The sequence below is a fragment of the Stenotrophomonas sp. STEN063 genome, from assembly GCF_056854515.1.
Window position 1 is genome coordinate 12418 of sequence record NZ_JBXFWF010000050.1, and the last position, 25280, is coordinate 37697.

Consider the following 25280-nt stretch of genomic DNA (forward strand, 5'->3'; position numbering starts at 1 on the left):
ACCGCTCCCACAAACAGCCAAAGAACCGAACGTTCTGTCTTCGCCTGCCCCCACATGCGAAAAGCCCGCCTTGCGGCGGGCTTTTTCTTACTTGGCTTCGATCACCTTGCTCGGCGCGTCTTCGCCGTGCTTCTTGATCATCCACCACTGCTGCAGCAGGCTCAGGCCGCCGTTGACCACCCAGTACAGGACCAGGCCGGACGGCATGAAGGCCATCATCACGCCGAATACCAGCGGCATGAACTGCATCATCTTCTGCTGCATCGGGTCCATGCCCACAGCCGGGGTCAGCTTCTGGGTGAACCACATCACCGCGATGTTGATGATCGGCAGGATGAAGTACGGATCACGCGCGGTCAGATCCTGGATCCAGCCCAGCCACGGTGCCTGACGCAGTTCCACCGACTCCACCAGCACCCAGTACAGGGCGAAGAAGATCGGCATCTGGATCAGCAGCGGCAGGCAGCCACCCAGCGGATTGATCTTCTCCTTCTTGTACAGCTCCATCATTGCGGCCTGGAACTTCTGCTTGTCGTCGCCGTAGCGCTCCTTCAGCTGCGCGATGCGCGGCTGGAACTTGCGCATCTTGGCCTGCGACTTGAACTGCGCGTTGGCCAGCGGGAACAACGCCATCTTCAACAGGATCACCAGACCGATGATGGCCCAGCCCCAGTTGCCGACCAGCTTGTGCACCTGGTTCATCACCCAGAACAAGCCCTGGCCGATGATGGCCATGATCGAGAAGCGGCTGTAATCGACCACGCGGTCCAGGCCCTTCACGTCTTCCTTGGCGATCTGGTTGACCAGCTTCGGGCCCACCCACAGGCGCGCCTCGGTGCTGACCTTCTGGCCCGGTGCCACGGTGAAGCCGGGGCCGCGGGTTTCGATCACGTTGCGCGGACCGTTCTGCGACAGCAGGTACAGCGCGGACTGGTCAGCCTGCGGAATCCAGGCGGTGAAGAAATGGTGCTGCAGCATCGCCACCCAGCCACCACTGATGGTCTGGTTGATGCTGCCGTCTTCCAGGTAATCCTTGAACGCACGACGCTGGTAGCCATCAGCCGGGCTGAACCAGGTAGCGCCGTTGAAGCTGAAGGAGTCCGGGTTGGTCATGCCCTTGGTGATCACCGGCGGCACGCGGTCCAGCTTGCGGAACACATAGCCCTGCCACGGCGCAGTGCCGGTATTGACCACTTCGTCCTTCACGCTGATGGCGTAATCGCCACGCTTGAAGGTGTAGGTGCGGTGGATGCTGACGCCGTTCGGGCCATTCCACACGAACGGTACCTGCACTTCATTCTGGCCATCGGCCAAGGCCACGGTGGTGACACCCTGCACCGGCTGGAAGCCGTTGGCGCCGGGCACCGGCGAGTTGTTCTGGCTGGCCCAACCGGCGGTGGCGCTGTACGGATGCGCCTTGTCTTCGGTCAGCAGCTGTACCGGCGGGCTGCCGGCGGCCTTGGTCTGCGGGAAGTGCAGCAGATCGGCGTCAAGCACGCTGCGGCCGTCGAGCACCAGCTTCAACACGTCGGTGGTGACGGTCACGCGCTGGGCGCTGGCGGCGGCTTCCATGCCTGCAGGTGCGGCGGCGACAGGTGGCTGGCCCGGCACGGTGGCCTGCGGCACGTCGGCGGTGGCCGGCGCATGCAGATCGACATCATTGGCGCCCGGCACGGCTGGCTGGGTGGTGGCCACGGTTGCCGGATCCGGCGCGGCCTTTTCGCGACCCCATTCCATCCACAGCAGCACGGCTACCATCAGCCAGGCAAAAATCAGGAATACACGGGTCTGGTTCATCAGCAGGCAGGCTCGGCTCGACCGGAAGAAGTGTCCGGTACGTTCAAAGGAAGAGGGGCGGGTGCGCCCTCGTGCGGCGGCATTGTGCCGCCCGCAGCCACAACGGGCAATGCGCCGGCACGGCGCAGCAGGCGCTCGAACGCCTCACGGATCTGTTGATTACTGGCGGTCTTGGCCGCGGATCGGGCAACGATGACGTAATCGCCACCGCTCAGGCACGACCGTAGATGGCGTGTTGCATCCCGCAACACACGCTTGATACGGTTACGACCGACCGCACGCGTATCCACCTTGCGTGACACAGCCAAGCCGAGTCGAGCAGGGGAATCCCCTTTCAACCAGTGGAGTGTCATCAAGGGTTCGGATACACGGCGGGCGCCGTTGAAGACCGTTGTATATTCGGCACGCGTACGAACCCGCGCAGAGCGAGGGAATCGCTTGCGCGGGCAAGTACTGATCACGATCGGTGTTGCGATTGCCGCTTCACGCGGCAACGCAATCAAGCGCTGAGGACTTTGCGGCCCTTGGCGCGGCGACGCGACAGGATCTTGCGGCCGTCGGCGGTCTTCATACGAGCACGGAAACCGTGATCGCGCTTGCGCTTGAGGTTGCTGGGCTGGAACGTGCGCTTGGTGGCCATTGGGGCACCTGTATGAAGTGGACGGAAAGAACCGGAAATTCTATAGACCCTACCGGGGTCACGTCAAGTCTCGCTTGACAAAGCTATCCACAGCCCGGTGTACATCTTGTGGATGAGCCTGTGAATAAAACCGGGACAAGCATTCCCGCATCGGGCCTGCGGTGGTAGTCTGGGCCATCCACTTTCCCCCTTCCGGCCTGTGGCCCGGCGGCTTTCTGCGCCCGGCTGGCAAGCCTTTGACGACTATTGCTGATGGATGCCTGGACACGTTGTCTCGAACGTCTGGAGGCGGAATTTCCGCCCGAAGATGTCCACACCTGGTTGAAGCCGCTGCAGGCCGACCAACGCGCTGACAGCCTTGTGCTGTACGCGCCCAATGCCTTTATCGTCGACCAGGTGCGCGAACGCTACCTGCCGCGCATCGGCGAATTGCTGACCCATTTCGCCGGTTTCGGTGAAGTGATCCTGGAAATCGGCTCGCGTCCGCGGGCGCCGGAACCGGCCCCGCTGGTCGCCCCGAGTGCCACTTCCGTGCCGGCTGCGCCGGTGGTGCCGTTCAACGGCAACCTCGACGCCCATTACACCTTCACCAATTTCGTCGAAGGCCGCAGCAACCAACTTGGTTTGGCCGCGGCCTTCCAGGCGGCGCAGAAGCCGGGCGATCGTGCGCATAACCCCTTGCTGCTGTACGGCGGCACCGGTCTGGGTAAGACCCACCTGATGCTGGCTGCTGGCAATGCCATGCGCCAGGCAAATCCGGCGGCAAAAGTGCTGTATCTGCGTTCGGAACAGTTCTTCAGCGCGATGATCCGTGCGCTGCAGGAAAAGTCCATGGACCAGTTCAAGCGTCAGTTCCAGCAGGTCGATGCGCTGCTGATCGATGACATCCAGTTCTTCGCCGGCAAGGACCGCACCCAGGAAGAGTTTTTCCACACCTTCAATGCCTTGTTTGACGGAAAGCAGCAGATCATCCTGACCTGCGACCGCTACCCGCGCGAAGTGGAAGGCCTGGAAGCCCGCCTGAAATCACGTCTGGCCTGGGGTTTGTCGGTGGCCATCGAGCCGCCGGACTTTGAAACCCGTGCCGCCATCGTGCTGGCCAAGGCCCGCGAACGCGGCGCCGAGATCCCGGACGACGTGGCGTTCCTGATCGCCAAGAAGATGCGCTCCAACGTGCGCGATCTGGAAGGTGCACTCAATACGCTGACCGCCCGCGCCAATTTCACCGGCCGCGCAATCACCACCGAGTTTGCCCAGGAAACCCTGCGCGATCTGCTGCGTGCCCAGCAACAAGCCATCAGCATCCCCAATATCCAGAAAACGGTCGCCGACTACTACGGCCTGCAGATCAAGGATCTGTTGTCCAAGCGGCGCACCCGTTCATTGGCCCGTCCGCGTCAGGTCGCCATGGCGCTGACCAAGGAACTGACCGAACACAGCCTGCCGGAAATCGGCGATGCGTTTGCCGGCCGCGACCACACCACGGTGCTGCACGCCTGCCGCCAGATCCGCACGTTGATGGAAACCGACGGCAAGCTGCGCGAGGACTGGGAAAAGCTGATCCGCAAGCTCAGCGAGTAAGCCCCTGCGCTGCCCTGTTGGAACACTCATCGATGAAACAGGTGGGAAAACCATTGGGGCAGCGAGGTCTGGGCCGGAAGTGGAGCGAATGATGCACCGACGCCACTGCGGCGTCATCGCACAAAACGGTGCATGATTCGGGGGCAGGTTTTGGAGAAGTTGTGGATAAAATTGGTCGGCAAATCCGCGGCAAAATTATCCACAGGTTCCCCCGCCAGCTCAGCGTCAGTAATACATGGGTTTTAGCTTCAATAAGTTATAAAAAAACAAACACTTAGGTGTGTTTTAAGCCAAATCTGGCTCTACCAGCACCACCAAGCTTTTGATTTAATCCACATCTTTTAAAAGCATAGGGGCACGAAACCACATGCGTTTCACACTGCAGCGCGAAGCCTTTCTCAAGCCGTTGGCCCAGGTCGTCAACGTGGTTGAACGCCGCCAGACCCTGCCGGTTCTGGCCAATTTCCTCGTTCAGGTTCAAGGCGGCCAGCTTTCGCTGACCGGCACCGACCTGGAAGTGGAAATGGTCTCCCGCATCGCGGTCGAGGATGCCCAGGACGGCGAAACCACGATCCCGGCACGCAAATTGTTCGAAATCATCCGTGCCCTGCCCGATGGCAGCCGCATCACGGTTTCGCAGACCGGCGACAAGATCACCGTCCAGGCCGGACGCAGCCGCTTCACCCTGGCAACCCTGCCTGCCAACGACTTCCCGTCGGTCGACGAAGTTGAAGCCACCGAGCGCGTCGTCGTGCCGGAAGCAGCGTTGAAGGAATTGATCGAGCGCACTGCGTTCGCAATGGCGCAGCAGGACGTGCGCTATTACCTCAACGGCCTGCTGTTCGACCTGCGCGACAGCATCCTGCGCTGCGTTGCAACCGACGGGCACCGCCTGGCGCTGTGCGAAACCGCGCTGGAAAACGATAACGGCGCCAAGCGCCAGATCATCGTGCCGCGCAAGGGCGTGACCGAATTGCAGCGTCTGCTGGAAGGCGGCGATCGCGAGGTCGAGCTGGAAGTCGGCCGCAGCCACGTGCGCATGAAGCGCGACGATGTCACCTTCACCTCGAAGCTGATCGACGGCCGTTTCCCGGATTACGAAGCAGTGATCCCGATCGGTGCCGACCGCGAAGTGAAGGTTGAGCGCGAGACCCTGCGTGCTTCGCTGCAGCGTGCGGCAATTCTTTCCAACGAGAAGTACCGCGGCGTTCGCGTCGAAGTGACCCCGGGCCAGCTGAAGATCAGCGCGCACAACCCGGAGCAGGAAGAAGCCCAGGAAGAAATCGAAGCCGATACCGTGGTCAGCGATCTGGCCATCGGCTTCAACGTGAACTACCTGCTTGATGCCCTGTCGGCACTGCGCGATGAGCACGTTGTCATCCAGCTGCGTGATTCCAACTCCTCGGCACTGGTGCGTGAAGCCAGCAGCGAGAAGTCGCGTCACGTGGTGATGCCGCTGCGCCTCTGACCAGCAGGTTCCACGTGGAACACGAGGAAGCCCGGCATCAGGCCGGGCTTTTTTGTGGCTTGGATTCCGGACGAGGTTCCACGTGGAACAGGCGGGACGCGGCCCCGAGCTCGCTGTCTTCTGGACGATTGCGCCCTATCCCCTGCTTCTTGGCGAGGTGCAACGACGTGGTGGCAGATCTTGGGCTGATGCGAGTCTCGCGATTTCCTTCAGCTAGCGTGCCAAGTGCTGATTCCGGTAGCAGAGCCCAGACAATCTGGTCCCAGCTCATACCGATCGCTCTTGCCACTGTCTCCGGAGCTCACTGAGATCCGTGCACTTGGTTTTCTATCTGGACGATCGCTTCAGCGCTTAGCGGAAGGGCTTTGATCTGCAGGACTCCCTCCCTGCCTGGCTGCGTTGGTGGGCATGACCGAGCTGGATGTCGTTGAACATTCGCCTTACCCGACCTGATCGAAGATCAGCAGGTTAAATTCCTTGATGCTTCGGACCGTCACGCCCGAAACCCGTCCAGCGCTCGGCTCGCAGATCAAAGCGAGCAGTTCAAACCGTGAAATCCGTGGCCCGCGACCTTGATCGGCCGATCAGAATTCAAGAAATCAGCACCCTTTCCGGAGGATCTCTAAAGGACGAGAAAAGCGGACGGGGCAGGCAGCTCAGATCGACCTAGGATTTCTTGAAATCTGAAGCCTGCAGCTGGATCCCAGCACCCTGAATTCAAAGATTCACAGCTCTGGTTTTTTGCCCTTCCTGGTTGCCTGTTTTCTCAGCTCTATGCTTTAAATCTGAGAATAAATCAAAAGCTTGGTGGTGATGGTAGGAGCAGATTTTATGTAAAACTACCTTAAGTGCTTGTTTTACATTGCCTTATTGGCCTTGAAACCCCCTGTAAAACAGGGCTTCAAGCCTGTGGATATCTGTGGATAAGGGCGAGGTGGGCTTATAAGGCCAATTTTATCCACAGATTGCCCCACTTATACACAGGGTTTGTGCCCGAACCTATACATTCCTCAAAAGCAGCATGTTTTCGTGAAATCTGCAGAGCTGCTGCCCTGCTCATCACTCAGATTTGAAGAAATCCTGCATGTTCCACGTGGCACAGACCGGCATAGGTCCAGCCAACGCATCTGCTCTGTTGATCGGGCCTGCTCAAAGTTTGCGGATGCATTAAGCTGCGCATGGCCTGCCACGCGTCCCGTGCTGGCGTCGTGCTTTCTTTCGAGCGTCAATGCATATCGTCCGTGTTGCCTTGAACCGCGTGCGTCGGTTCGATTCGGTGGAACTGGCTCCCCGTCCAGGAATCAACCTGATTACCGGCGCCAATGGCGCGGGCAAGACCAGCGTGCTGGAAGCCCTGCACCTGATGGCCTATGGCCGTAGCTTCCGAGGCCGGGTCCGGGACGGGCTGGTGCAGAAAGGCGCTGAGAATCTGGATGTTTTCGTTGAATGGCAGGAGCGTAGCGACGCAGAACTCGGCGTCTCAACGCGTCGGGCAGGGTTGCGGCACAGCGGACAGGTCTGGAAAGGCCGTTTGGACGGCGAAGACGTGGCGCAACTGGGCAATCTCTGCGCTGCGCTGGCCGTTGTTACCTTCGAACCGGGCAGCCATGCCTTGGTCAGTGGCGGCAGTGAACCCCGTCGGCGCTTCATCGATTGGGGATTGTTCCACGTGGAACCTGACTTTCTTCCCCTCTGGCGGCGTTACACGCGGGCCTTGAAGCAGCGTAATGCGCTGTTGAAGATGGGCGCCCCTGGCAAACAGCTGGATGCCTGGGATTGGGAGCTTGCTGAGGCGGGCACTCCCCTGACCTCTCGTCGCCAGCACTACCTGGAGCGTTTGCAGGATCGAGCGGTCGCAATCGCTGCAGATCTGGCTCCAGGCCTGCAGATGAGTACCCTGGAACTGCAGCCAGGCTGGCGCCGGCACGAAATGTCGCTGGGCGATGCCCTGTTGCTGGCCCGCGAGCGCGACCGTAGCGTTGGCTATACCTCGGTTGGCCCGCATCGGGCCGATTGGAGCGTTGGTTTCACGCAGATTCCCGGCCGTGATGCGCTATCCCGCGGGCAAGCCAAACTCACCGCCCTGGCCTGCCTGCTCGGGCAAGCCGACGATTACGCCAGCCAACGTGGCGAATGGCCGGTAATCGCCCTGGATGACTTGGGTTCGGAGCTGGATCGCAATCACCAACACCGCGTTCTGCAGTATCTGGCTGCAACGCCTGCACAGATATTCATCACCACAACCGAAACGCCCGCTGCGCTGCAAGCAGAACTGAGTCCGGCGGCTGTGTTCCACGTGGAACATGGCACCATCAATGCCGTGAGTTGAGCCTTCAGGGCGGAAATTCCCCCGGCAGGTATAATCGGAACGTCATCCCCTATCTCTCATGCCCGTTCCACGGAATGGCGCATGACCTGCGGAGCCTACGGCAAGCGCAATGAGCGAAGAACAGAACACCCCGGTCAACAACGGCAATTACGACGCCAACAGCATCACCGCATTGGAAGGCTTGGAGGCTGTTCGCAAGCGTCCCGGTATGTACATCGGCGACGTCCATGACGGCACTGGCCTGCACCACATGGTGTTCGAGGTTGTCGATAACTCCATCGATGAAGCCCTCGCCGGTCATGCCGACAACGTGCTGGTCACCATCCATGCCGATGGTTCGGTGTCGGTGTCGGATAACGGCCGTGGTATCCCGGTCGGCAAGCATGCGCAGATGAGCCAGAAGCTCGATCGCGAAGTCTCCGCTGCCGAAGTGGTGATGACGGTCCTGCATGCAGGCGGCAAGTTCGACGACAACAGCTACAAGGTTTCTGGCGGCCTGCACGGCGTCGGCGTCAGCGTGGTCAATGCGCTGTCGCAGAAGCTGCTGCTGGATATCTACCAGGGTGGCTTCCACTACCAGCAGGAATACGCCGACGGCGCCGCGGTTACTCCGCTCAAGCAGCTGGAAACCAGTGATCGCCGCGGCACCATGCTGCGCTTCTGGCCGTCGGTGACGGCATTCCACGGTAACGTCGAATTCCACTACGAGATTCTGGCCCGTCGTCTGCGCGAGCTGTCCTTCCTGAATTCTGGTGTCAACATCACCTTGGTGGATGAGCGCGGCGAAGGCCGTCGCGACGATTACCACTACGAAGGTGGCATCAAGAGCTTCGTGGAGCACCTGGCGCAGGTGAAGACCCCGCTGCACCCGAATGTCATCGCGGTAACCGGCGAAGCCAATGGCATCGTGGTCGAGGTTGCGCTGCAGTGGACCGATTCCTACCAGGAAACGATGTACTGCTTCACCAACAACATCCCGCAGAAGGACGGCGGTACCCACCTTGCCGGCTTCCGCGCCGCGTTGACCCGCACGCTCAACAACTACATCGAGCAGAGCGGCATCGCCAAGCAGGCCAAGATCAGCTTCACCGGCGACGACATGCGCGAAGGCATGATCGCAGTGTTGTCGGTGAAGGTGCCGGACCCGAGCTTCTCCAGCCAGACCAAGGAAAAGCTGGTCAGCTCCGACGTCAAGCCGGCGGTGGAAAGCACCTTCGGCGCCAAGCTCGAAGAGTTCCTGCAGGAAAACCCGAACGAAGCCAAGGCCATTGCCGGCAAGATCGTCGACGCAGCCCGTGCCCGCGAAGCCGCGCGCAAGGCCCGCGACCTGACCCGCCGCAAGGGCGCACTGGATATCGCCGGTCTGCCGGGCAAACTGGCCGATTGCCAGGAAAAGGATCCTGCGCTGTCCGAACTGTTCATCGTCGAGGGTGACTCGGCAGGTGGCTCGGCCAAGCAGGGTCGCAACCGCAAGAACCAGGCGGTGCTGCCCTTGCGCGGCAAGATCCTCAACGTGGAACGTGCCCGTTTCGACCGCATGCTGTCCTCCGACCAGGTCGGTACCCTGATCACCGCACTGGGCACCGGCATCGGCCGCGATGAGTACAACCCGGACAAGCTGCGTTACCACAAGATCATCATCATGACCGACGCCGACGTCGACGGCGCGCACATCCGTACGCTGCTGTTGACGTTCTTCTATCGGCAGATGCCGGAGCTGATCGAGCGTGGCTTTGTGTATATCGGCCTGCCGCCGCTGTACAAGATCAAGCAGGGCAAGACCGAGTTGTACCTGAAGGATGACCCGGCGCTGGATGCGTATCTGGCCAATAACGCCGTGGAAAACGCGGCGCTGATTCCGGCTGCTGGCGAGCCGCCGATCGAGGGCGTGGCCCTGGAAAAGCTGTTGATGACCTACGCTGCCGCGCAGGAAACCATCAACCGCAACGCGCACCGCTATGACCGCAGCCTGCTGGAAACGCTGGTCGATTTCACTCCGATGGATCTTGAGCACCTGCGCAGCGCCGGCGAGAACGAAGGCCTGGCGGCATTGGCCAAGCGCCTGAACCAGGGCAGCCTGGGCACGCCGCGTTTCAGCCTGGTCCTGCAGGAACCGAATGAGCAGCGTCCGGCTGCGGTGCTGGTCACCCGTCGTCACATGGGTGAGGAACACACCCAGGTGCTGCCGCTGGCTGCATTTGAATCCGGCGAACTGCGTCAGCTGCACGTGGCATCGCAGTTGCTGCATGGGCTGGTACGCGAAGGCGCCACCATCAACCGCGGTAACAAGTCTGCCGAGATCACCGGTTTCGCGCAGGCCCAGGCCTGGTTGATGGAAGAGGCCAAGAAGGGCCGCCAGATCCAGCGCTTCAAGGGCCTGGGTGAAATGAACCCCGAGCAGCTGTGGGACACCACGGTGAACCCGGATACGCGCCGTCTATTGCAGGTCCGCATCGAAGACGCTGTTGAAGCCGATCAGATCTTCAGCACCTTGATGGGCGATGTGGTGGAACCGCGTCGTGATTTCATCGAGAGCAATGCGCTGAAGGTAACCAACCTGGATATCTGATCCAGCGCAACCGTCAGTGTGGGCGCCGGCAACGGCGCCCACTTTCCATCGAGCCACTGCCAGGTCCGCGATGTCCACTCTTCCCGACGTACCGCTCTCCTCGTCTTCCCCTGCCCTCTCCAAACCTGGTTCGCCGCTGCTCGGCTTTGCCCTGGATCTGTTGATCGGCATTGCCACGCTGTTGTTCCTGAGTGTGCTGGGCGGTCTGGTGTGGGCGTTGTGGCGTGGTGTCGAAGTTGGCATGCAGGCTGCGCGCGATGGTGCGGCGCCGGCAGCAGCAGAGCTGGCAACCGCTTTGGGCACGCCCGGTGCCTTGCCGCAGATGCTGATTGCACTGGTATCCACCGGTGGTGCGGCATTGCTGCTTTACTTCCTGCGCCGTCGCGCCACTCCGGCTGAGCGTGCGCAATCACATCAGGCCATGCGCCGTGCATCGACCTGGGGTTGGATCGCAGTTGTCGCTACCGGTGTTTTTCTCGGCAGCAGCGGGATTGGCTGGATCGCCAAGCAGATGGGCGTGGAGCCGGTACCAACCAACCTGTTGCTGATGCAGCAGGCGTGGGCGCAATACCCACTGTTCCTGATCGTCTTCGCGGTGGTGTTGGCGCCGGCTTACGAAGAATTACTGTTCCGTCGCGTGTTGTTCGGACGCCTGTGGGCCGCCAACCGTCCCCTGTTGGGCATCGTACTCAGCAGCTTGGCATTTGCCCTGGTGCACGAGATCCCCGGCACCAGCCCCAACAGCTTCCCGGCGATGCTGCAGCTGTGGTTGATATACGGCGGCATGGGCGCTGCGTTTGCATGGGTTTATCGCAGGACAGGAACGCTGTGGGCGGCGGTAATCGCCCATGCGCTGAACAACGCGGTCGCCTTGGCGGCGATGGTGCTGTTCGGTACGCAATAAAGCCACCAGCGGTTGACGAAAAATTAAGCAAGACACTCGCACACTGCAGACGTGAACGAGGGGATCCCGGATGAAAGCTGTCGGACTAGCCGTAGTTGCCGCGCTGTTGCTCAGCGCATGCGCCACCACCACCTCGCCTACCGGGCGACGTCAGGTCATAGGTGGCATTTCGCAGCAGCAGTTGGATCAGCTCGGCGCACAGGCCTTTGCAGAAACCAAGGCCAAGCAGACTCTCAACCGTGATGCCAAACAGAACGCCTACGTGCAATGCGTGGTCAATGCCTTGGTGGCGCAGCTGCCGCAGCAATACCATGGCGTACGGTGGGAAACCGCAGTATTCGTCGACAAGGAACCCAACGCCTTTGCCCTGCCTGGCGGCAAGGTTGGGGTGAATACCGGCATCTTCACCGTGGCAAAGAACCAGGATCAGCTGGCGGCGGTGATCGGCCATGAAATCGGCCATGTGATCTCGCGTCATCACGAAGAGCGGCTTACGCGACAGCAGGGTACGCAGATGGGCTTGGGCATCCTCGGCGCGCTGGCTGGCGCGGCCTACGGGGATACCGCCGCCAGCGCCGTCAACCAGTTCGGAGGCATGGGCGCACAAGGCCTGATCCTGCTGCCCGGTTCGCGAACTCAGGAAAGTGAGGCTGATGTGGTGGGGCAACGTCTGATGGCACAGGCCGGGTTTGACCCCTCGCAAGCTGTGAATCTATGGCAGAACATGATGGCAGCCAGCGGAAATCGCTCCCCGCAGTGGCTTTCCACCCATCCAGACCCGGCCAACCGTATCCGTGAGTTGCAACGTGACACACCTGCGTTGGAGCCTGTATTTCAGCAGGCTAGGCGTTCCGGTGTAGTCCCGCGCTGTGGTTAGTTGTAGGAAAATGCTGCAGTACACCATCAGAAGTGATTTCTCCGTCAAATAATTTCTGATACGTTTGCGTGCTCGGTCCCGTTCCGACAGTTTGAATTTCTACCGCCCCGGCGGCCCCTTCGAGGTGAAACATGATCTTCCGCAGCCAAAAGCACGCCGTGCTCTCCATCCTCATCGCCACTGCATTGGGCGGTGTTGTCGTCGCTGACGCTGCGGCGCAGTCGCGCTCGTCCGAGCGTCGGGGCAGCAAGGACAGCGCCAAGGCTGAAGTAATGTTCCCGGAAGCCACCCGCGTGGAGCCGAAGGGCAAGGCCTCTTCGAAGATGGGCAGCAAGCTCAACAAGCTGTTCGCTGCCTACAACAAGCAGGAATTCGCGGAGACCCGCACCCTGGCCGATGAGATCATCGCGTCGTCGGATGCCAACGATTACGACAAGGCCGTTGCCAACCAGCTGGCGTCGCAGGGTGCTTACAACCTTGATGACAACGCCGCTGCCAAGCAGTACCTGCAGCAGGCCATCGCGCTGAACCAGCTGGACAACAACGGCCACTACCAGGCGATGTTGATGCTGGCCCAGCTGCAGTTGCAGGATGACCAGCTGGTGGAAGGCCTGGCCAACCTGGACAAATACTTCGCCGAGTCGAAGTCGAACAAGCCCGAAGAACTGATCATCAAGGGCCAGGCGCTGTACCAGAGCGAAAAGTATGCCGAGGCTATCCCGGTGCTGAAGGCGGCCATCGCTGCCACGCCCGAGCCGAAGGACAACTGGAACCAGCTGCTGATGGCGGCCTACTCCGAAGCCGGCCAGACCGGTGAGGCAGTAAAGGAAGCAGAGGCGCTGGCGGCCAAGAACCCGGCCGACAAGAAGGCCCAGCTCAACCTGGCCAGCATGTACATGCAGGCCGATCAGATGGAACAGGCTGCCGCAGTGATGGACAAGCTGCGCGCGGCCGGACAGCTCACGGAAGAGCGCGAGTACAAGCAGCTGTACTCGATCTACGCCAACACCGACAACAAGGAACGGGACGTCATTGCGGTGATCAACGAGGGTATCTCCAAGGGCATCCTCAAGCCGGATTACCAGACCTACCTGGCGCTGGCGCAGTCGTACTACTACACCGAGCAGGTGCCGCAGGCGATCGACGCCTGGAAGAACGCGGCCCCGCTGTCCAAGGACGGTGAAACCTACCTGAACCTGGCCAAGGTCCTGCACTCGGAAGGGCGCATTCCGGAAGCCAAGCAGGCAGCGCGTGACGCATTGGCCAAGGGTGTCAAAAACCCGGCAGATGCAAACAAAATCATCAACCTGAAGTAAGCAGGAATAACGCCTGAACGGCTGCAATTTAGATGCGCAGCTGGTCAGGATTGGTATAAGCTTGGAGGTTCCTGCGGTGTCATGCACCGCTGAATCAGGGGTGGCTTCACACCACCACCCCGACCCCACTAAAGAGTTCTTGGCGCATGACGGAACAACTGGTCTTCCACCACAGGTATGACACCCAGAAAGAAACGGGCCTGAGCTGGCCGCGTATCGCGGGTATCGCATTTGTAATCGCACTGCATCTCGCAGCCCTGATGATGCTCCTGATCCCGGCCGTTGCCCCCAAGGCAGCTGCGGAGAAGGAACGCAACGTCATGGTGACGTTGGTCGACGCTCCGCCGCCGCCACCGCCGCCGCCGCCGCCGCCGCCGCCGCAGGACACCCCGCCGCCGCCGGTAAAGAACCTGGCGCCGCCGAAGCAATCGCCGCTGCCGCCGCCGCCGGAAGCACCGGTGATCGACGTGCCGGAACCGCGTCCGAACGACGTGGTCACGCCGCCGTCGCCGCCGACGCCGCCGTCACCGCCGGTTGATATCCAGGCCAGCGTCGACATCTCGTCCAAGGCCATGAACCCGCCGCGTTACCCGCCGGCTGCATTCCGTGCCGGTATCCAGGGCGAGGTCATCCTGATCATTGATGTCGATGCCAGCGGCAACGTCACCAATGTGTCTGTCGAGAAGTCCAGCCGCAACCGCGACCTCGACCGAGCTGCAATGGAAGCGGCGCGTAAGTGGAAGTTCAACCCCGCCCAGAGCGGTGGATCGAAGGCAGCTGGTCGCGTCCGCGTCCCGGTCAACTTTGCGCTGAGCTGATCCAGGGGGCGGCTTTGATAGCCGCCACCAGGTCAGGTCAACATTAGCTACACCCTTTAACACCACACACAACAAAGGTAAGCGTCATGCTGCAGGAAATTTTCATCGCCGCTGCTGCCGGGGGCAACGCAAACAACGCTCTCTCGCAGATGGGCTTCGAGCATCTGATCCACGAAATGACCACCAAGCCGGGCGACTTCGCCGTCTCCTGGGTTGTTCTGTTGACCCTGGTGATCATGTCGGCCATGTCCTGGTACTGGACCGTCATCAACATCTTCCGCACCGCTCGCCTGAAGTCGGCTGCTGATCGCGTGCCGTCGCAGTTCTGGGATGCCCCGAACGCACAGGACGCCATCCGCGCCATGGAAGAGCAGCCGGCTTCGGAGCCGTTCTCCAAGATCGCTCTGGACGCAGCCCAGGCTGCAGCCCACCACCAGCAGGCTGGTGCTTCGGAAACCCTGAGCCGTTCGGAATTCGTTGACCGCGCCCTGCGTCAGGCCGTGACCCGCGAATCCAACAAGCTGCAGGGCGGCATGATCCTGCTGGCCACCGTCGGTGCAACCGCTCCGTTCGTGGGTCTGCTGGGTACCGTGTGGGGCATCTACGGCGCGCTGATCAAGATCGGTGCAACTGGTTCGGCCTCGATCGACGCCGTTGCCGGCCCGGTGGGTGAAGCACTGATCATGACCGCGATCGGTCTGTTCGTGGCTATCCCGGCCGTGTTCGCCTTCAACTTCTTCAGCAAGATCAACAGCGCGACTGTCAGCAAGTTCGACACCTTCGCTCACGATCTGCACGACTTCTTCGCCACCGGTTCGCGCGTTCGCTAATCCGGTACGTCGAGTAAGTCTTCGCAACGATATAGACGGAGCCCGTTATGGCTTTCAGTAGTGGTAACAGCAGCGGCCCAATGGCCGACATCAACGTCACTCCCCTCGTGGACGTGATGCTGGTGCTGCTGATCATCTTCATCATCACGGCTCCCCTGATGTCCCACAAGGTCAAGGTGGAGTTGCCGGAAGCCAACCTGATCCAGAACCCGGAAGATGCGCCTGATCGCAAGAATCCGATTACGGTGGCGGTCAAGGAAGACGGCAAGCTCTACTGGAACGACGAAGAGGTCTCGAAGGAGACCTTGGAGTCGCGTTTCGCGACTGCTGCCCAGCAGACGCCGCAGCCGCCGCTGAATCTGCGTGGTGACAAGACCACCAAGATGAAGGTGATCAACGAGGTCACCAAGATCGCGCAGGGCCAGGGCATGCTGGACGTCGGTTTCGTTGCCACCAAAGAAAAGGGGCAATAAGCCATGGCATTCAGTAGTGGTGGAAACAGGGGCCCAATGGCCGACATCAACGTCACGCCCCTCGTGGACGTGATGCTGGTTCTGCTGATCATCTTCATCGTGACCGCGCCGATCATGACGTACCCGATCGCCGTGGATCTGCCGCAGCGTGTGATCAACCCGCCGCCGCAGCTGCGTGAGCCGCCGCCGCCGATCGACCTCCGCGTCGACGCCAGCAACCAGGTTTACTGGAACAATAGTCCGGTGAACGTGGGCGACCTGCAGCAGAAGATGGAAGAAGAAGTACAGAAGGATCCGACCAACCAGCCGGAACTTCGCATCGAAGCAAGCCCGGATTCCGAGTACGACGTCATGGCCAAGATCCTGGCCCAGGCGAAGAACGCTCAGATGAAGAAGATTGGCTTCGTGCAGTAAGCAATACTGCAACACCAAGTCATGACGCGACTGGAAAACGCCCTCCTTGCGGGGGCGTTTTTTTATGCCATCAAGTCCCGCTCCCGTCCAGGGAGTAAGAAGCGCAGCTTGCCAACCATTGCCACGCTGTTCGCCGAAGATTCCTGTGCCGGGCGGCGGGGCCATGCTGATGCGGATCAGAACTGATCCAGTGGCTGACCGACGCATATCGGAACCCAGGAAGAGCAGAAGGGCTGCACCCAGCCGCGCTCTACGCCGCGCGGCCCGGGGATTGTTGCGATCCGGCGCCCCAACCTCCGCCTTGCGCGTCGTCGCAGCGACTTACCCACAGTTGCCTGTGGATGGACGCCTGCAGTGGCGTGGGACTTGAATGAAGTCCGCAACCAGCCTGTGGATTACTCAGACGTGATCCACGTGGAAACCGATCGCCCACTGATCACGGGGCGACCGCGAATGCTCCTTCGGCACTGTGGATAAATCGAATGGGAGCGGTCGGTGCGCCGGATGCAACCCCGCCCTGCCCCTCTGTAACGCGCCGTGTGGATAACCATCGCATTCCGCAGATAACGCGGCCTGCCAGACGATCTGGCGGGTGCAATTCGTGCGCGGGCGACTGCGCAGCGCCCATGCTCAAAACTCGGTAGTTTGGTAGCGAGCCGTTGCCAGGCACAGTTTGGTGCGCAGTCAAGGGCGGAAAATTGGCACGAAAAAGACAAAAAACTCTGTCAATTTCGCTGAAAATCCGGAATCTGAGGAGTAGTCCAGAGCCCGTCTGGTGAGCACTGGAGTAGACCCCAGCACGCGCGGCGCTGCCTGGGCCTGATGAAGGTCTGTGTACGTCGACTGGGATGACCGGCTACAACAGGTCGCCTGCAGCACTTCCAGAGCCGGTCTGTAGCCTGTGGATAAACCCCCGTCCGGAGTCAATGCAAGCCTGGCGCTGGATTGCTTGGCAACGGCGTTTTCAGCTTATCCACAACGCTGAGTGGTTCAGGCAGGTCCCTACGAAACGCTGTGCAAACGTATGTGGATAAGTGTGTGGATGCAATTTCACCCAACCACTGCCGAGCCGGTCTGGCGTGCTGCCGTTGCTTTGGTCAGACCGGTTGGCACAACGGGTTGGCCTGGAAACAGCGGGCGACTGCTGCCAGCCGCGGCGTTTTTGAGAGAGCTGGTGCCTGGCTTACCTGCGCAGGTCTTCGGCTTCGGCAATGGCTGCGAGATAGCCCGCCACGCTTGCTTCCAGCCCGGTATACAAGGCTTCGCTGATCAGGGCGTGGCCGATGGACACTTCCAGCACGTTCGGAACGTGGGCCAGAAACGCGGTCAGATTCGTCTGCGACAGGTCATGGCCGGCATTGACGCCCAAGCCTGCGGCCTGGGCGCGGCGGGCGGCATCGGCGAACAGCGCCAGGGATTCCCAAGGGTCTCCTGCTGCATGCGCTTCGGCGTAGGGACCTGTGTATAACTCGACGCGATCGGCCCCGAGCACGGCGGCCTGGGCAATGTCAGGGTTGCCGGCATCCACGAACAGGCTGACCCGGCAACCCAGGGATTTCAGCGTGGCGATCAAGGGCCGCAGACGCTCGCCATCACGGCTGAAGTCGAAACCGTGGTCGGAAGTGAGCTGGCCATCGCTATCGGGCACCAACGTTGCCTGCGCCGGACGGGTCTGTTCGCACAACTCAAGCAGGCCGGGGTAGCCCTCGCGCGCCGGTGCGAACGGATTGCCTTCGATATTGAATTCCACCCCGTGTTGCTGAGTGAGTGCAGACAGCATCAGCACGTCGCCAGCGCGGATGTGACGCTGGTCCGGACGCGGGTGCACGGTGATGCCATGGGCGCCCGCGCGCAGGCAGGTCATTGCTGCCCGCACCACATCCGGATCATTGCCGCCGCGCGAATTACGCAGCACCGCGATCTTGTTGACGTTGACGCTGAGCACCGTCATGGCTGCGGCAGCTCGCGGTCGCCGGCAGTGGCCGAGGGACTGGCAGGTGGCTGCACGATCGGAGTAACCGGTGCCGCAGCAGTGGGATCGGCCTTGGCCTGCAGCTGTGCACGCAGCGCCTGCAGTTCAGCGGCATGCAGGGGACGCGGCTCCGAACTCACGCCGCCAAAGCGTGCGACGTACAGTCCCTTTACCCACAGCAGCAGAAAAACCAATGCAGCCAGCAGGGCAAGCACCAGCAGCCAGCTGTGGGTGGTGGAAAAGGCAAGCAGGAACGCGCCAAGCGCGAGCAATAGAAACAGCCAGTACATGACGATCTCCCTGTCAGAGGCGTGCAGTGTAACGGCGCTGGCAGCACCGATTCCATGCATGGACAGGGGTTTGGCCGCTGTACCGGACAGCCGGTAGGTTCAGCGAAACAAGCGGACTTCATTCAGGGTATTTCGGCCCGAATCAAGTCGTGCAGCGCCTTGCCGGCGGCCCTGCCCTATAGCAATGGCGACGCCAGGCGCGCGAAGGCCTCCGGCAGGCGCTTGCGCCACAGCGATCGATCGCGGAGCAACTGCACTTCCTCGGCACTGTCGAATTCGGCCCGCAGGATGGCTTCGAGTTCGCCGGTGAGCTTGAGGTCGGTGTACATCATCGACAGCTCGAAATTGAGCCGGAAACTGCGGTGGTCGAAGTTGGCGGTGCCGACGATGCAGGTGTCGTCATCGGCGATGAAGGCCTTGCTGTGCAGCATGCGCGGGCCGTACTCGAAGATGCGCACGCCGGCTTCCAGCAGCTCATCGAAATAGGAGCGCGCGGCCAGCGTCACGAACCTGGAATCGCTTTGCTTCGGAACCATCAGGCGCACGTCAAGGCCACCGAGTGCAGCCGAGGTCAGCGCCATGCGCGCCGCCTCGCCGGGAACGAAATACGGCGTCACCAGCCAGACGCGGCGCTTGGCCTCCTGGATGGCGGCGACGTGCAGGCGATGGATGGGCTCCCAGGCCGAATCCGGGCCGGACACCAGCACCTGCGCATCGATGCTGCCCTGCGCGCGGGTAGGCACATCGGCCGGGAACAGGTCGCCGCGCTCGAACAGCTCCGGACCCTGTTCGGTGGCGTAGATCCAGTCTTCGAGGAACACCAGCTGCAGGCTGTGGACAACCTGGCCGCGGATGCGCATGTGCAGGTCGCGATACGCATTCGGGTTACGGCTGTCGTCTTCCTCGTCGGTGACGTTGATGCCGCCGGTGAAGACGACCTCGCCGTCCACCACCACCAGCTTGCGGTGGGTGCGCATGTTCAGCCAAGGCCGCTTCAGTGGCTTGAGCAGCTGGCGTGGATGGAACCAGGAAACCTCGGCGCCGGCATCGAGCAGCGGCCGCAGGAACGTCCGGCCGACTTTCGACGACCCCACCGCATCCAGCAGCAAGCGCACCTTGATGCCAGCGCGGGCGCGTTCCACCAGCGCGTCGCGCATGGCGGTGCCGGCATGGTCCGGTTCGAAGATGTAGTACTCCAGGTTGACGTGGCGGCGCGCCTTGCCAATGGCGTCGATGATGGCGGCATAGGTCGCCGCCCCATCCAGCAACCAGTCGACGTCGGTCGCGGTGCTAGGCGACAGCCCGGTGGTGGCCTGCCCTACCCGCGCCAGCTCGGTGCAGTTGGCATCGGGCGGACACACTGCGTCATAGGTGCTCATCCCCTCGCGCGAACGACCGCGGCGCAGGCGCTGGCGCACGATCTTCTGCGGCCCGAACAGGTAGAACACGAACAGGCCGATATACGGCAGCGCCGCCAGCGACAGGATCCAGCTCAGGGTGGCGACCGGCTCGCGCTTCTGCAGCACGATGTAGCAGGCCAGCACCAGCAGATAGGTGACATAGGCGGCGGCCAGGATCTGGGCGACGTGGGGAATGCTGGACAGACTTGTCCACAGGTCTTGGAGGGCTTCGCGCATCCTCCGATTCTAGCCATGGCTGATGACGCCAGGGGCCGCTGCGCACCTGCCGGGCGGCGGCACCCCTCGCCTCATTGTTGTGGGAGCGGCGTCAGCCGCGAAGCCACCGCTGGACCCGGCGTCGAAAGCGTTCGGCAGCCATGGAATCGGGTATGCACTTTGCACGGCGGAAATGTCAGCTACGCGGCTGACGCCGCTCCCACAAAGGCGAGCTTCAGTTTGTGCGTTGCATCATTTAATACATAAATGTAATATACCGAGATGGACAAACCCATTCCCGCCGCCGGGGGCTACGCCAGCATCGATCAGAAGCTGGCGATCAGCAGTGCCCGCCACCCCGGTTTCCCGCGCGACCAGGCCATGTTGGCGCGGCTTATCAAGCTGGTGCACAAGCTGTTCTGCGACCACGGCAACCAGCTGATGCGCGAATACGGCATCTCCCATCCGGAATACAACGTGCTGATGATGCTGGACGGCTCCGAGCAGGGCCTGAGCCCGTCGGAGATCAGCGAGGCCGCCAGCGAGAAGTCCTCCAACGTCACCCGCCTGATCGACCAGCTGCTGGCCAAGGGTCTGGTCAGCCGTGAGCCCAGCGACGAGGACCGGCGCAAGCTGGTGGTGCGATTGAGCCCGGCCGGCGAGCAGCTGATCGAGCAGGTGATGCCGGCGGTGATCCAGCAGCTGCAGCGCTTCTTCAGCGGCGTCGAGCCGGCCGAACTGCGCCACACCGAAACCGTGCTGACCCGCATCCTGATGGGCTTGGAACAACAACCATGAGCACCCGACCGGCTGAGTACACGCCGGGCGCGCCCAGCTCCCACGACAACACCTGGCTGCACGCCTTCGCCCAGGCCATGAGCGGCGAACGCGCGGTGTGGGCCTACATCGGCAAGGTGCTGGTGGCCTTGTACCTGTCCGGCTGGATCGCGATGCGGCTGGGCATGAGTTCGCCTGGCACGGCGATGATCACCGTGCTGGTGGTGATGAACCGCAATACCGGCATGGTGCTGGCCAAGGCCTTCTACCGCGGCGTTGGTACCGTGGTGGGCTGTGCGATGGCGGTGCTGATGGTGTCGCTGTTCCCGCAAAGCCCGGTTGCCTTGGTGACGGTGATGGCCTTGTGGGCCGGCTTCTGTGCCGGTGGCTCGGTGTGGAGCCGCGGCATGGCGTCCTATGGCTTCGTGCTGTCCGGCTACACCGTGGCGATGATCGTGTTCCCGGTGCTCAACCACCCGCAGAACATCCTCAACAGCGCGCTGGAGCGCACCGGCGAGGTGCTGCTCGGCATGGCGGTAAGCAGTGTGGTGTTCGACGTGCTGTGGCCCAACCGCCTGCGTGCCGGCCTGCGCGCGGCCGATGACGGCAACCTCAACGACTTCCTTGGCTTCGTCGCCGATGCGATCGGCGGCCGCCTGCACGGCTTTGAAGTGATCGAGCGCACCCAGAGCCGGGTGGTGCAAGGCGCGATCAACTTCGAAGACCTGCGTGCCATGGCCTGGTTCGACGACCCCATCCTGCGCAGCAACAACGGCCAGCTGAAGCTGATCAACCAGCACTTCATGGCGGCCACCTCGCGCTTCCAGGCACTGCACCACCATATCGATCGCCTGCACCGCAGCAAGGACGAAGCCCTGCTCGCGGCGATACGGGCAAGCCTGAAGCCGCTGTCGCAGCTGCTGGACGACAGCGCGCTGCGCGATGACGTGCCGGCCCTGGCCAAGGCCTTGCAGCATTGGTGTGGACAACTCGACGGCGTGTTTGCCCGCGAAAGGCGCGCATTGCCGATGGACCTGCAAGCCGGTTTCGACGCCAGCACCTTGCTGGTGCGTCGTTTCGCCGAAGAGCTGCAGGCCTATCTGGGCGCCAAGGCACGGATGGAAACCGGCAACGGCCGCCTGCGCGCACGCGCGCCGCGTTTGAGCAAAGTGCGCTTCACCCGCGCCAACGACTGGTATGCGATTGCCCTGGCCGGCGTGCGTTGCTTCGTGGTGATGCTGGCCTTGTCGCTGCTGTGGTTGAGCAGCAGCTGGAACCAGGGCGGCTTGGCGGTGTTCGGCATGGCGGCGTTGGTGGCGATGTCTTCGGCGGCACCAGACCCGTTGTGGGTAGTGCGGCGCGCCACCATCGGCCACGTGATCGCTCCCTTCTTCGCACTGCCTGGCTTCATCGCCATGGCGCTGGCATCGAACTTCCCGATGCTGGTGCTGCTGACCCTGCCATCGATGATCGCCTCGCTGTACATCTCCACCCGGCCGCGTTTCGCGGTGACCGGCATGGCCTTGAACGTCGGCATCCTGGTCTCGTGGAACATGGGCCCGCATTTTCACCCCAGCGCACAGACCTATCTGGACAACTCGCTGACGCTGGCAGTTGGCGCCTTCATCGCCACCGGTGTGTTCATGCTGGTGCCAGGTCTGCCTGGCAGCAAACAACGCCAGCGACGCCTGCTGGAACGCCTGCGTGCGCAGGTGCAGTTGGCGGTAAGCGCGCCCTTGCCCGGCCTGCTGCCGAAGTTCGAAAGCGTCAGCCGCGAACTGTTCCAGCAGGTGGCCAGCCGCACCGCACCGGGCAGCCGGCCGTCACGGCAATTGTTCGAGTGGGCCTTGCTGGTGCATGAAGCCGGGCATTGTGCGATCGACCTTCGCCACGATCTGGCCGAGCAACAACTGCCAGCCACGCTGCACGCACAGATTGAGACGGCGCTGGCGCTGCTTGGCCAGCTCTACCGCCAACCGCAAGCGCGCACCCTGCGCGATGCCAAGGCCAGCGTGGATGCCGCACTGGATGAACTGGTCGGCGCACAACCGCAGGCGCTGCGCGCCGTGCGTGATCACCTGTATCTGCTGCGGATGAGCCTGGACGACAGCGCCTCGGTGCTGGCCGCCTATGTGCAGCGCTCGCGCCGCCAGCAACGCCTGAAGGAGGCCCGCCATGCCGTTTGAAGTTTCCATCGGCGACATCTATTTCCCCGGCGCGCTGGTGCTGGTGGTGCTGTTGTTGCCGGTGTTCGGCCTGCTGGATTACGGCCTGGGCCGGGTTGGCCTGTACCGCCGCGCGCTGCACCCCTCGCTGGTGCGCGTTGCCCTGTTTGCCAGCGTTTACTGCCTGGCCTTGTTGTTGTTCCTGCCGCACTTTTCCTGATCGAGGATGTACCGATGAAAACCGCCAGCCTGATACGAGGCGGTGTCACCACGGTGGTGGTACTGCTGGCTGCAGTGCTTGCCTACGTGGTCTGGCACCAATACATGCTTACCCCGTGGACGCGCGATGCGCGCCTGCGTGCGGAAGTGGTGCGCATAGCGCCGGATGTGTCCGGCCTGGTCACCGAGGTGGCTGTGCATGACAACCAGTTGGTCAAGAAAGGCGAACTGCTGTTCGTCATCGACCGTGACCGTTATGCACTGGCGGTGGCCAAGGCCGAAGCCGATCTGCAGGCTGCCGAAGCCGCTGCACGCGCGGCCGGCGCATCGATCTCAGCCGCCAGCGCCGGTGCCAGTGCCAGCCAGGCCGAGTTCCGGATGCGGCAGGAACAGGCACAACGGCGCGCCCAGCTCGACGGCATCGTCTCGCGCGAATCCCAGGCCGATGCCCGCGCGGTGGCGCAGGCCGCACAGGCCAGCTGGAAGCAGGCACAGGCCAGTGCGCATGCCGCAAGCGCCAGCAGCCAACAGGCCAGTGCCGCCCTGCAACAGGCGCGGGTGACGCTGCAGCAGGCGCAGCTTGAACTGGCCCGCACCGAAGTGCGCGCAAGCGCTGACGGCACCATCACCAACCTCGACGTACGCGTAGGCGACTACGCCGCTGCCGGCCAGGCACGGATGGCGCTGGTCGCCAGTGAAGGCATGTGGGTGTATGGCTACTTCGAGGAAACCAAGCTGCCGAAAATCCACCGCGGTGATGCCGTGGATATCCGCCTGATGGCCGGTGGCGTGCACCTGCAGGGCAAGGTCGAAGGCATCGCCACCGGCATCGCCGATGCGGCGGGCCCCACCAGCAGCAACCTGCTGGCCGAGGTCGAACCGACGTTCAACTGGGTGCGGCTGGCGCAGCGCGTGCCGGTGCGGGTCAGCATCGATCCGCAGTCGGTACCGGCCGATGCCGTGCTCAGCGCCGGCATGAGCGCCACTTTGGTGATCAAGCCCAAGGCTGGCTGAAGCAGGCGTCGGGTGAATACGGCTTGTCGCACATCCTGCGACAAGCCGGCGTTAGGGTAGGCGCATGCCTACCCTGATCAAGGGCCGCGGTGCCAGCACCTACCTGCCCGGCCGTTTCGAAACCCAGACCAGCGAAGCCGTCGATGACGGCTGGGCGGTTGATGAGAGCGAGGAATTCGCGGCCGGAAAGCTGCGTACCGACGTGCGCCCGGAAACCGCGCGCAGCATCATCAGCCGTAACAACTCGCCGGACGTGGGCTTCAGCCAATCGGTCAATCCGTATCGCGGTTGTGAGCACGGATGCTCCTACTGTTTCGCGCGGCCGACGCATGCCTATCTGAACCTGTCGCCGGGGCTGGATTTCGAAACCAAGATCTTCGCCAAGACCAACGCTGCCGAAGTGTTGCGGCGCGAGTTGTCCAAGCCCGGCTATGTGCCGCAGCCAATTGCCTTGGGCATCAACACCGATGCGTATCAGCCAATCGAGCGCAAGCTGGGTATCACCCGCCAGCTGATCGAGGTAATGCAGGAAACCCGGCATCCTTTTTCCTTGATCACCAAGAACGCGCTGGTCGAGCGCGACATGGATCTGCTCGCGCCTTTGGCCGAGCAGCAACTGGTCAGTGTGCATTTCTCGGTGACCTCACTGGACCCGCATCTGTCAGCCAAGCTCGAGCCGCGTGCGTCGGCACCGCATGCACGGCTACGTGCGATGCGGAGGTTGAGTGATGCAGGTATTCCGGTCGGCGTGATGGTTGCGCCGGTCATTCCGTGGATCAACGACGCCGAACTGGAATCGGTGCTGGAAGCCTCACGCGATGCCGGCGCCAGCAGCGCCGGTTACGTGTTGCTGCGCCTGCCCTACGAAGTTGCGCTGCTGTTCCGCGATTGGCTGGATGCGCACTATCCACAGCGCGCGGAGCACGTGATGAGCACCATCAACCAGTTGCGTGGCGGCAAGGATTACGACAGCCAGTTCGGCAAGCGCATGCGTGGCGAGGGTGTGTATGCCGACCTGCTGGCAAATCGCTTCAAGCTGGCCAGCAAGCGTCTGGATTTCAACGCATCGCGCCAGCAATGGCCGTGGCTGGACTGCAGCAAGTTCATTGCACCGCTGCCGCCGAAGAAGCCATCGCTGCAGGGCGAATTGTTCTAAGCCCCACCTGTAGTGCCGAGCCATGCTCGGCAGCAGACAATGTCACTTGTGGGAG

The 25280-nt window shown here is 62.1% G+C and carries 23 protein-coding genes; 17 read left to right on the forward strand and 6 right to left on the reverse strand.

Translation table 11 applies throughout. The annotated features are described in order from the left end of the window. Positions 1–87 precede the first annotated feature (87 nt). Genes yidC through rpmH form a run of 3 tightly spaced genes read right to left on the reverse strand, consistent with a single transcriptional unit; the run spans position 88 to position 2437 of the window. Positions 88–1797, reverse strand: a complete 1710-nt coding sequence (yidC, locus tag AC1VWL_RS13545) for a membrane protein insertase YidC (RefSeq protein WP_482987041.1) — start codon at positions 1795–1797, stop codon at positions 88–90. Beyond that, the gene (gene rnpA, locus AC1VWL_RS13550; protein ID WP_481508240.1) at positions 1797–2300 is read right to left on the reverse strand and encodes a ribonuclease P protein component; all 504 of its coding nucleotides are present in this window, start codon (positions 2298–2300) and stop codon (positions 1797–1799) included. The genes yidC and rnpA overlap by 1 nt, the downstream gene beginning before the upstream one ends. After that, positions 2297–2437, reverse strand: coding sequence for a 50S ribosomal protein L34 (gene rpmH / locus AC1VWL_RS13555; RefSeq protein ID WP_006404565.1), 141 nt, complete (start codon positions 2435–2437; stop codon positions 2297–2299). The genes rnpA and rpmH overlap by 4 nt, the downstream gene beginning before the upstream one ends. A 252-nt stretch (positions 2438–2689) precedes the next feature. Between rpmH and dnaA the strand changes: the two genes are divergently transcribed. From dnaA to AC1VWL_RS13615, 12 genes are all read left to right on the forward strand, one after another. Further along, positions 2690–4018 (forward strand): chromosomal replication initiator protein DnaA, encoded by a 1329-nt coding sequence (gene dnaA, locus AC1VWL_RS13560; RefSeq protein ID WP_282268384.1) that lies wholly within the window; start codon positions 2690–2692, stop codon positions 4016–4018. A 367-nt stretch (positions 4019–4385) separates the two neighbouring features. Continuing rightward, on the forward strand, positions 4386–5486 hold the full coding sequence (gene dnaN, locus AC1VWL_RS13565; protein ID WP_482987042.1) for a DNA polymerase III subunit beta: 1101 nt from the start codon (positions 4386–4388) through the stop codon (positions 5484–5486). 1228 nt (positions 5487–6714) lie between these two features. Beyond that, a complete protein-coding gene (gene recF / locus AC1VWL_RS13570; RefSeq protein WP_482987043.1) occupies positions 6715–7815 on the forward strand; it encodes a DNA replication/repair protein RecF in 1101 nt (366 codons plus the stop codon). Positions 7816–7924: 109 nt separating this feature from the next. Beyond that, positions 7925–10384 (forward strand): DNA topoisomerase (ATP-hydrolyzing) subunit B, encoded by a 2460-nt coding sequence (gyrB, locus tag AC1VWL_RS13575; protein WP_482987044.1) that lies wholly within the window; start codon positions 7925–7927, stop codon positions 10382–10384. 70 nt (positions 10385–10454) lie between these two features. Further along, complete coding sequence (locus AC1VWL_RS13580; protein ID WP_296247342.1) at positions 10455–11288, forward strand: CPBP family intramembrane glutamic endopeptidase; 834 nt, start codon at positions 10455–10457, stop codon at positions 11286–11288. Positions 11289–11358: 70 nt separating this feature from the next. Beyond that, positions 11359–12165, forward strand: a complete 807-nt coding sequence (locus tag AC1VWL_RS13585) for a M48 family metallopeptidase (RefSeq protein WP_481615116.1) — start codon at positions 11359–11361, stop codon at positions 12163–12165. Positions 12166–12296: 131 nt separating this feature from the next. Next, entirely contained in the window at positions 12297–13481 is a 1185-nt protein-coding gene (locus AC1VWL_RS13590; RefSeq protein WP_482987045.1) for a tetratricopeptide repeat protein, read from the forward strand. 146 nt (positions 13482–13627) lie between these two features. Further along, entirely contained in the window at positions 13628–14299 is a 672-nt protein-coding gene (locus tag AC1VWL_RS13595) for an energy transducer TonB (protein WP_481508234.1), read from the forward strand. An 86-nt stretch (positions 14300–14385) separates the two neighbouring features. Further along, a complete protein-coding gene (gene exbB / locus AC1VWL_RS13600) occupies positions 14386–15129 on the forward strand; it encodes a TonB-system energizer ExbB (RefSeq protein WP_057629874.1) in 744 nt (247 codons plus the stop codon). 47 nt (positions 15130–15176) lie between these two features. Beyond that, the gene (locus AC1VWL_RS13605) at positions 15177–15602 is read left to right on the forward strand and encodes an ExbD/TolR family protein (RefSeq protein ID WP_282268370.1); all 426 of its coding nucleotides are present in this window, start codon (positions 15177–15179) and stop codon (positions 15600–15602) included. A 3-nt stretch (positions 15603–15605) separates the two neighbouring features. Continuing rightward, the gene (locus AC1VWL_RS13610) at positions 15606–16016 is read left to right on the forward strand and encodes an ExbD/TolR family protein (RefSeq protein ID WP_282268368.1); all 411 of its coding nucleotides are present in this window, start codon (positions 15606–15608) and stop codon (positions 16014–16016) included. A gap of 21 nt (positions 16017–16037) precedes the next feature. Continuing rightward, positions 16038–16202, forward strand: a complete 165-nt coding sequence (locus AC1VWL_RS13615) for a hypothetical protein (RefSeq protein WP_482987046.1) — start codon at positions 16038–16040, stop codon at positions 16200–16202. Positions 16203–17199: 997 nt separating this feature from the next. Here AC1VWL_RS13615 and AC1VWL_RS13620 read toward each other — a convergent pair. From AC1VWL_RS13620 to cls, 3 genes are all read right to left on the reverse strand, one after another. Further along, positions 17200–17967, reverse strand: a complete 768-nt coding sequence (locus AC1VWL_RS13620; RefSeq protein ID WP_481615119.1) for a pyridoxine 5'-phosphate synthase — start codon at positions 17965–17967, stop codon at positions 17200–17202. Continuing rightward, the gene (locus tag AC1VWL_RS13625; RefSeq protein ID WP_481615120.1) at positions 17964–18278 is read right to left on the reverse strand and encodes a hypothetical protein; all 315 of its coding nucleotides are present in this window, start codon (positions 18276–18278) and stop codon (positions 17964–17966) included. The genes AC1VWL_RS13620 and AC1VWL_RS13625 overlap by 4 nt, the downstream gene beginning before the upstream one ends. A 176-nt stretch (positions 18279–18454) precedes the next feature. Next, positions 18455–19915, reverse strand: a complete 1461-nt coding sequence (gene cls, locus AC1VWL_RS13630) for a cardiolipin synthase (protein ID WP_482987047.1) — start codon at positions 19913–19915, stop codon at positions 18455–18457. Between the two features lie 261 nt (positions 19916–20176). On the opposite strand from cls, the gene AC1VWL_RS13635 reads away from it, so the two are divergent. From AC1VWL_RS13635 to AC1VWL_RS13655, 5 genes are all read left to right on the forward strand, one after another. Further along, positions 20177–20692 (forward strand): MarR family winged helix-turn-helix transcriptional regulator, encoded by a 516-nt coding sequence (locus AC1VWL_RS13635; RefSeq protein WP_296247358.1) that lies wholly within the window; start codon positions 20177–20179, stop codon positions 20690–20692. After that, complete coding sequence (locus AC1VWL_RS13640; RefSeq protein ID WP_482987048.1) at positions 20689–22857, forward strand: FUSC family protein; 2169 nt, start codon at positions 20689–20691, stop codon at positions 22855–22857. Before AC1VWL_RS13635 ends, AC1VWL_RS13640 begins: the two co-directional genes overlap by 4 nt. Beyond that, complete coding sequence (locus tag AC1VWL_RS13645; RefSeq protein ID WP_282268358.1) at positions 22847–23056, forward strand: DUF1656 domain-containing protein; 210 nt, start codon at positions 22847–22849, stop codon at positions 23054–23056. Before AC1VWL_RS13640 ends, AC1VWL_RS13645 begins: the two co-directional genes overlap by 11 nt. Before the next feature lie 14 nt (positions 23057–23070). Continuing rightward, positions 23071–24069 carry an HlyD family secretion protein gene (locus AC1VWL_RS13650; RefSeq protein WP_482987049.1) on the forward strand — a complete coding sequence of 333 codons (999 nt, stop codon included), beginning with the start codon at positions 23071–23073 and terminating at the stop codon, positions 24067–24069. Positions 24070–24133: 64 nt separating this feature from the next. Continuing rightward, positions 24134–25225: a PA0069 family radical SAM protein gene (locus AC1VWL_RS13655; protein ID WP_482987050.1), complete on the forward strand. Its 1092-nt coding sequence runs from the start codon at positions 24134–24136 to the stop codon at positions 25223–25225. Positions 25226–25280 lie beyond the last annotated feature (55 nt).

Bases quoted from the DNA above. Each gene is read 5' to 3' on its own strand.
- yidC (WP_482987041.1), bottom strand. From the start codon at position 1,797: ATGAACCAGACCCGTGTATTCCTGATTTTTGCCTGGCTGATGGTAGCC.
- rpmH (WP_006404565.1), bottom strand. From the start codon at position 2,437: ATGGCCACCAAGCGCACGTTCCAGCCCAGCAACCTCAAGCGCAAGCGC.
- dnaA (WP_282268384.1), top strand. From the start codon at position 2,690: ATGGATGCCTGGACACGTTGTCTCGAACGTCTGGAGGCGGAATTTCCG.
- dnaN (WP_482987042.1), top strand. From the start codon at position 4,386: ATGCGTTTCACACTGCAGCGCGAAGCCTTTCTCAAGCCGTTGGCCCAG.
- recF (WP_482987043.1), top strand. From the start codon at position 6,715: ATGCATATCGTCCGTGTTGCCTTGAACCGCGTGCGTCGGTTCGATTCG.
- gyrB (WP_482987044.1), top strand. From the start codon at position 7,925: ATGAGCGAAGAACAGAACACCCCGGTCAACAACGGCAATTACGACGCC.
- AC1VWL_RS13580 (WP_296247342.1), top strand. From the start codon at position 10,455: ATGTCCACTCTTCCCGACGTACCGCTCTCCTCGTCTTCCCCTGCCCTC.
- AC1VWL_RS13585 (WP_481615116.1), top strand. From the start codon at position 11,359: ATGAAAGCTGTCGGACTAGCCGTAGTTGCCGCGCTGTTGCTCAGCGCA.
- AC1VWL_RS13590 (WP_482987045.1), top strand. From the start codon at position 12,297: ATGATCTTCCGCAGCCAAAAGCACGCCGTGCTCTCCATCCTCATCGCC.
- AC1VWL_RS13595 (WP_481508234.1), top strand. From the start codon at position 13,628: ATGACGGAACAACTGGTCTTCCACCACAGGTATGACACCCAGAAAGAA.
- exbB (WP_057629874.1), top strand. From the start codon at position 14,386: ATGCTGCAGGAAATTTTCATCGCCGCTGCTGCCGGGGGCAACGCAAAC.
- AC1VWL_RS13605 (WP_282268370.1), top strand. From the start codon at position 15,177: ATGGCTTTCAGTAGTGGTAACAGCAGCGGCCCAATGGCCGACATCAAC.
- AC1VWL_RS13610 (WP_282268368.1), top strand. From the start codon at position 15,606: ATGGCATTCAGTAGTGGTGGAAACAGGGGCCCAATGGCCGACATCAAC.
- AC1VWL_RS13615 (WP_482987046.1), top strand. From the start codon at position 16,038: ATGACGCGACTGGAAAACGCCCTCCTTGCGGGGGCGTTTTTTTATGCC.
- AC1VWL_RS13620 (WP_481615119.1), bottom strand. From the start codon at position 17,967: ATGACGGTGCTCAGCGTCAACGTCAACAAGATCGCGGTGCTGCGTAAT.
- AC1VWL_RS13625 (WP_481615120.1), bottom strand. From the start codon at position 18,278: ATGTACTGGCTGTTTCTATTGCTCGCGCTTGGCGCGTTCCTGCTTGCC.
- cls (WP_482987047.1), bottom strand. From the start codon at position 19,915: ATGCGCGAAGCCCTCCAAGACCTGTGGACAAGTCTGTCCAGCATTCCC.
- AC1VWL_RS13635 (WP_296247358.1), top strand. From the start codon at position 20,177: ATGGACAAACCCATTCCCGCCGCCGGGGGCTACGCCAGCATCGATCAG.
- AC1VWL_RS13640 (WP_482987048.1), top strand. From the start codon at position 20,689: ATGAGCACCCGACCGGCTGAGTACACGCCGGGCGCGCCCAGCTCCCAC.
- AC1VWL_RS13645 (WP_282268358.1), top strand. From the start codon at position 22,847: ATGCCGTTTGAAGTTTCCATCGGCGACATCTATTTCCCCGGCGCGCTG.
- AC1VWL_RS13650 (WP_482987049.1), top strand. From the start codon at position 23,071: ATGAAAACCGCCAGCCTGATACGAGGCGGTGTCACCACGGTGGTGGTA.
- AC1VWL_RS13655 (WP_482987050.1), top strand. From the start codon at position 24,134: ATGCCTACCCTGATCAAGGGCCGCGGTGCCAGCACCTACCTGCCCGGC.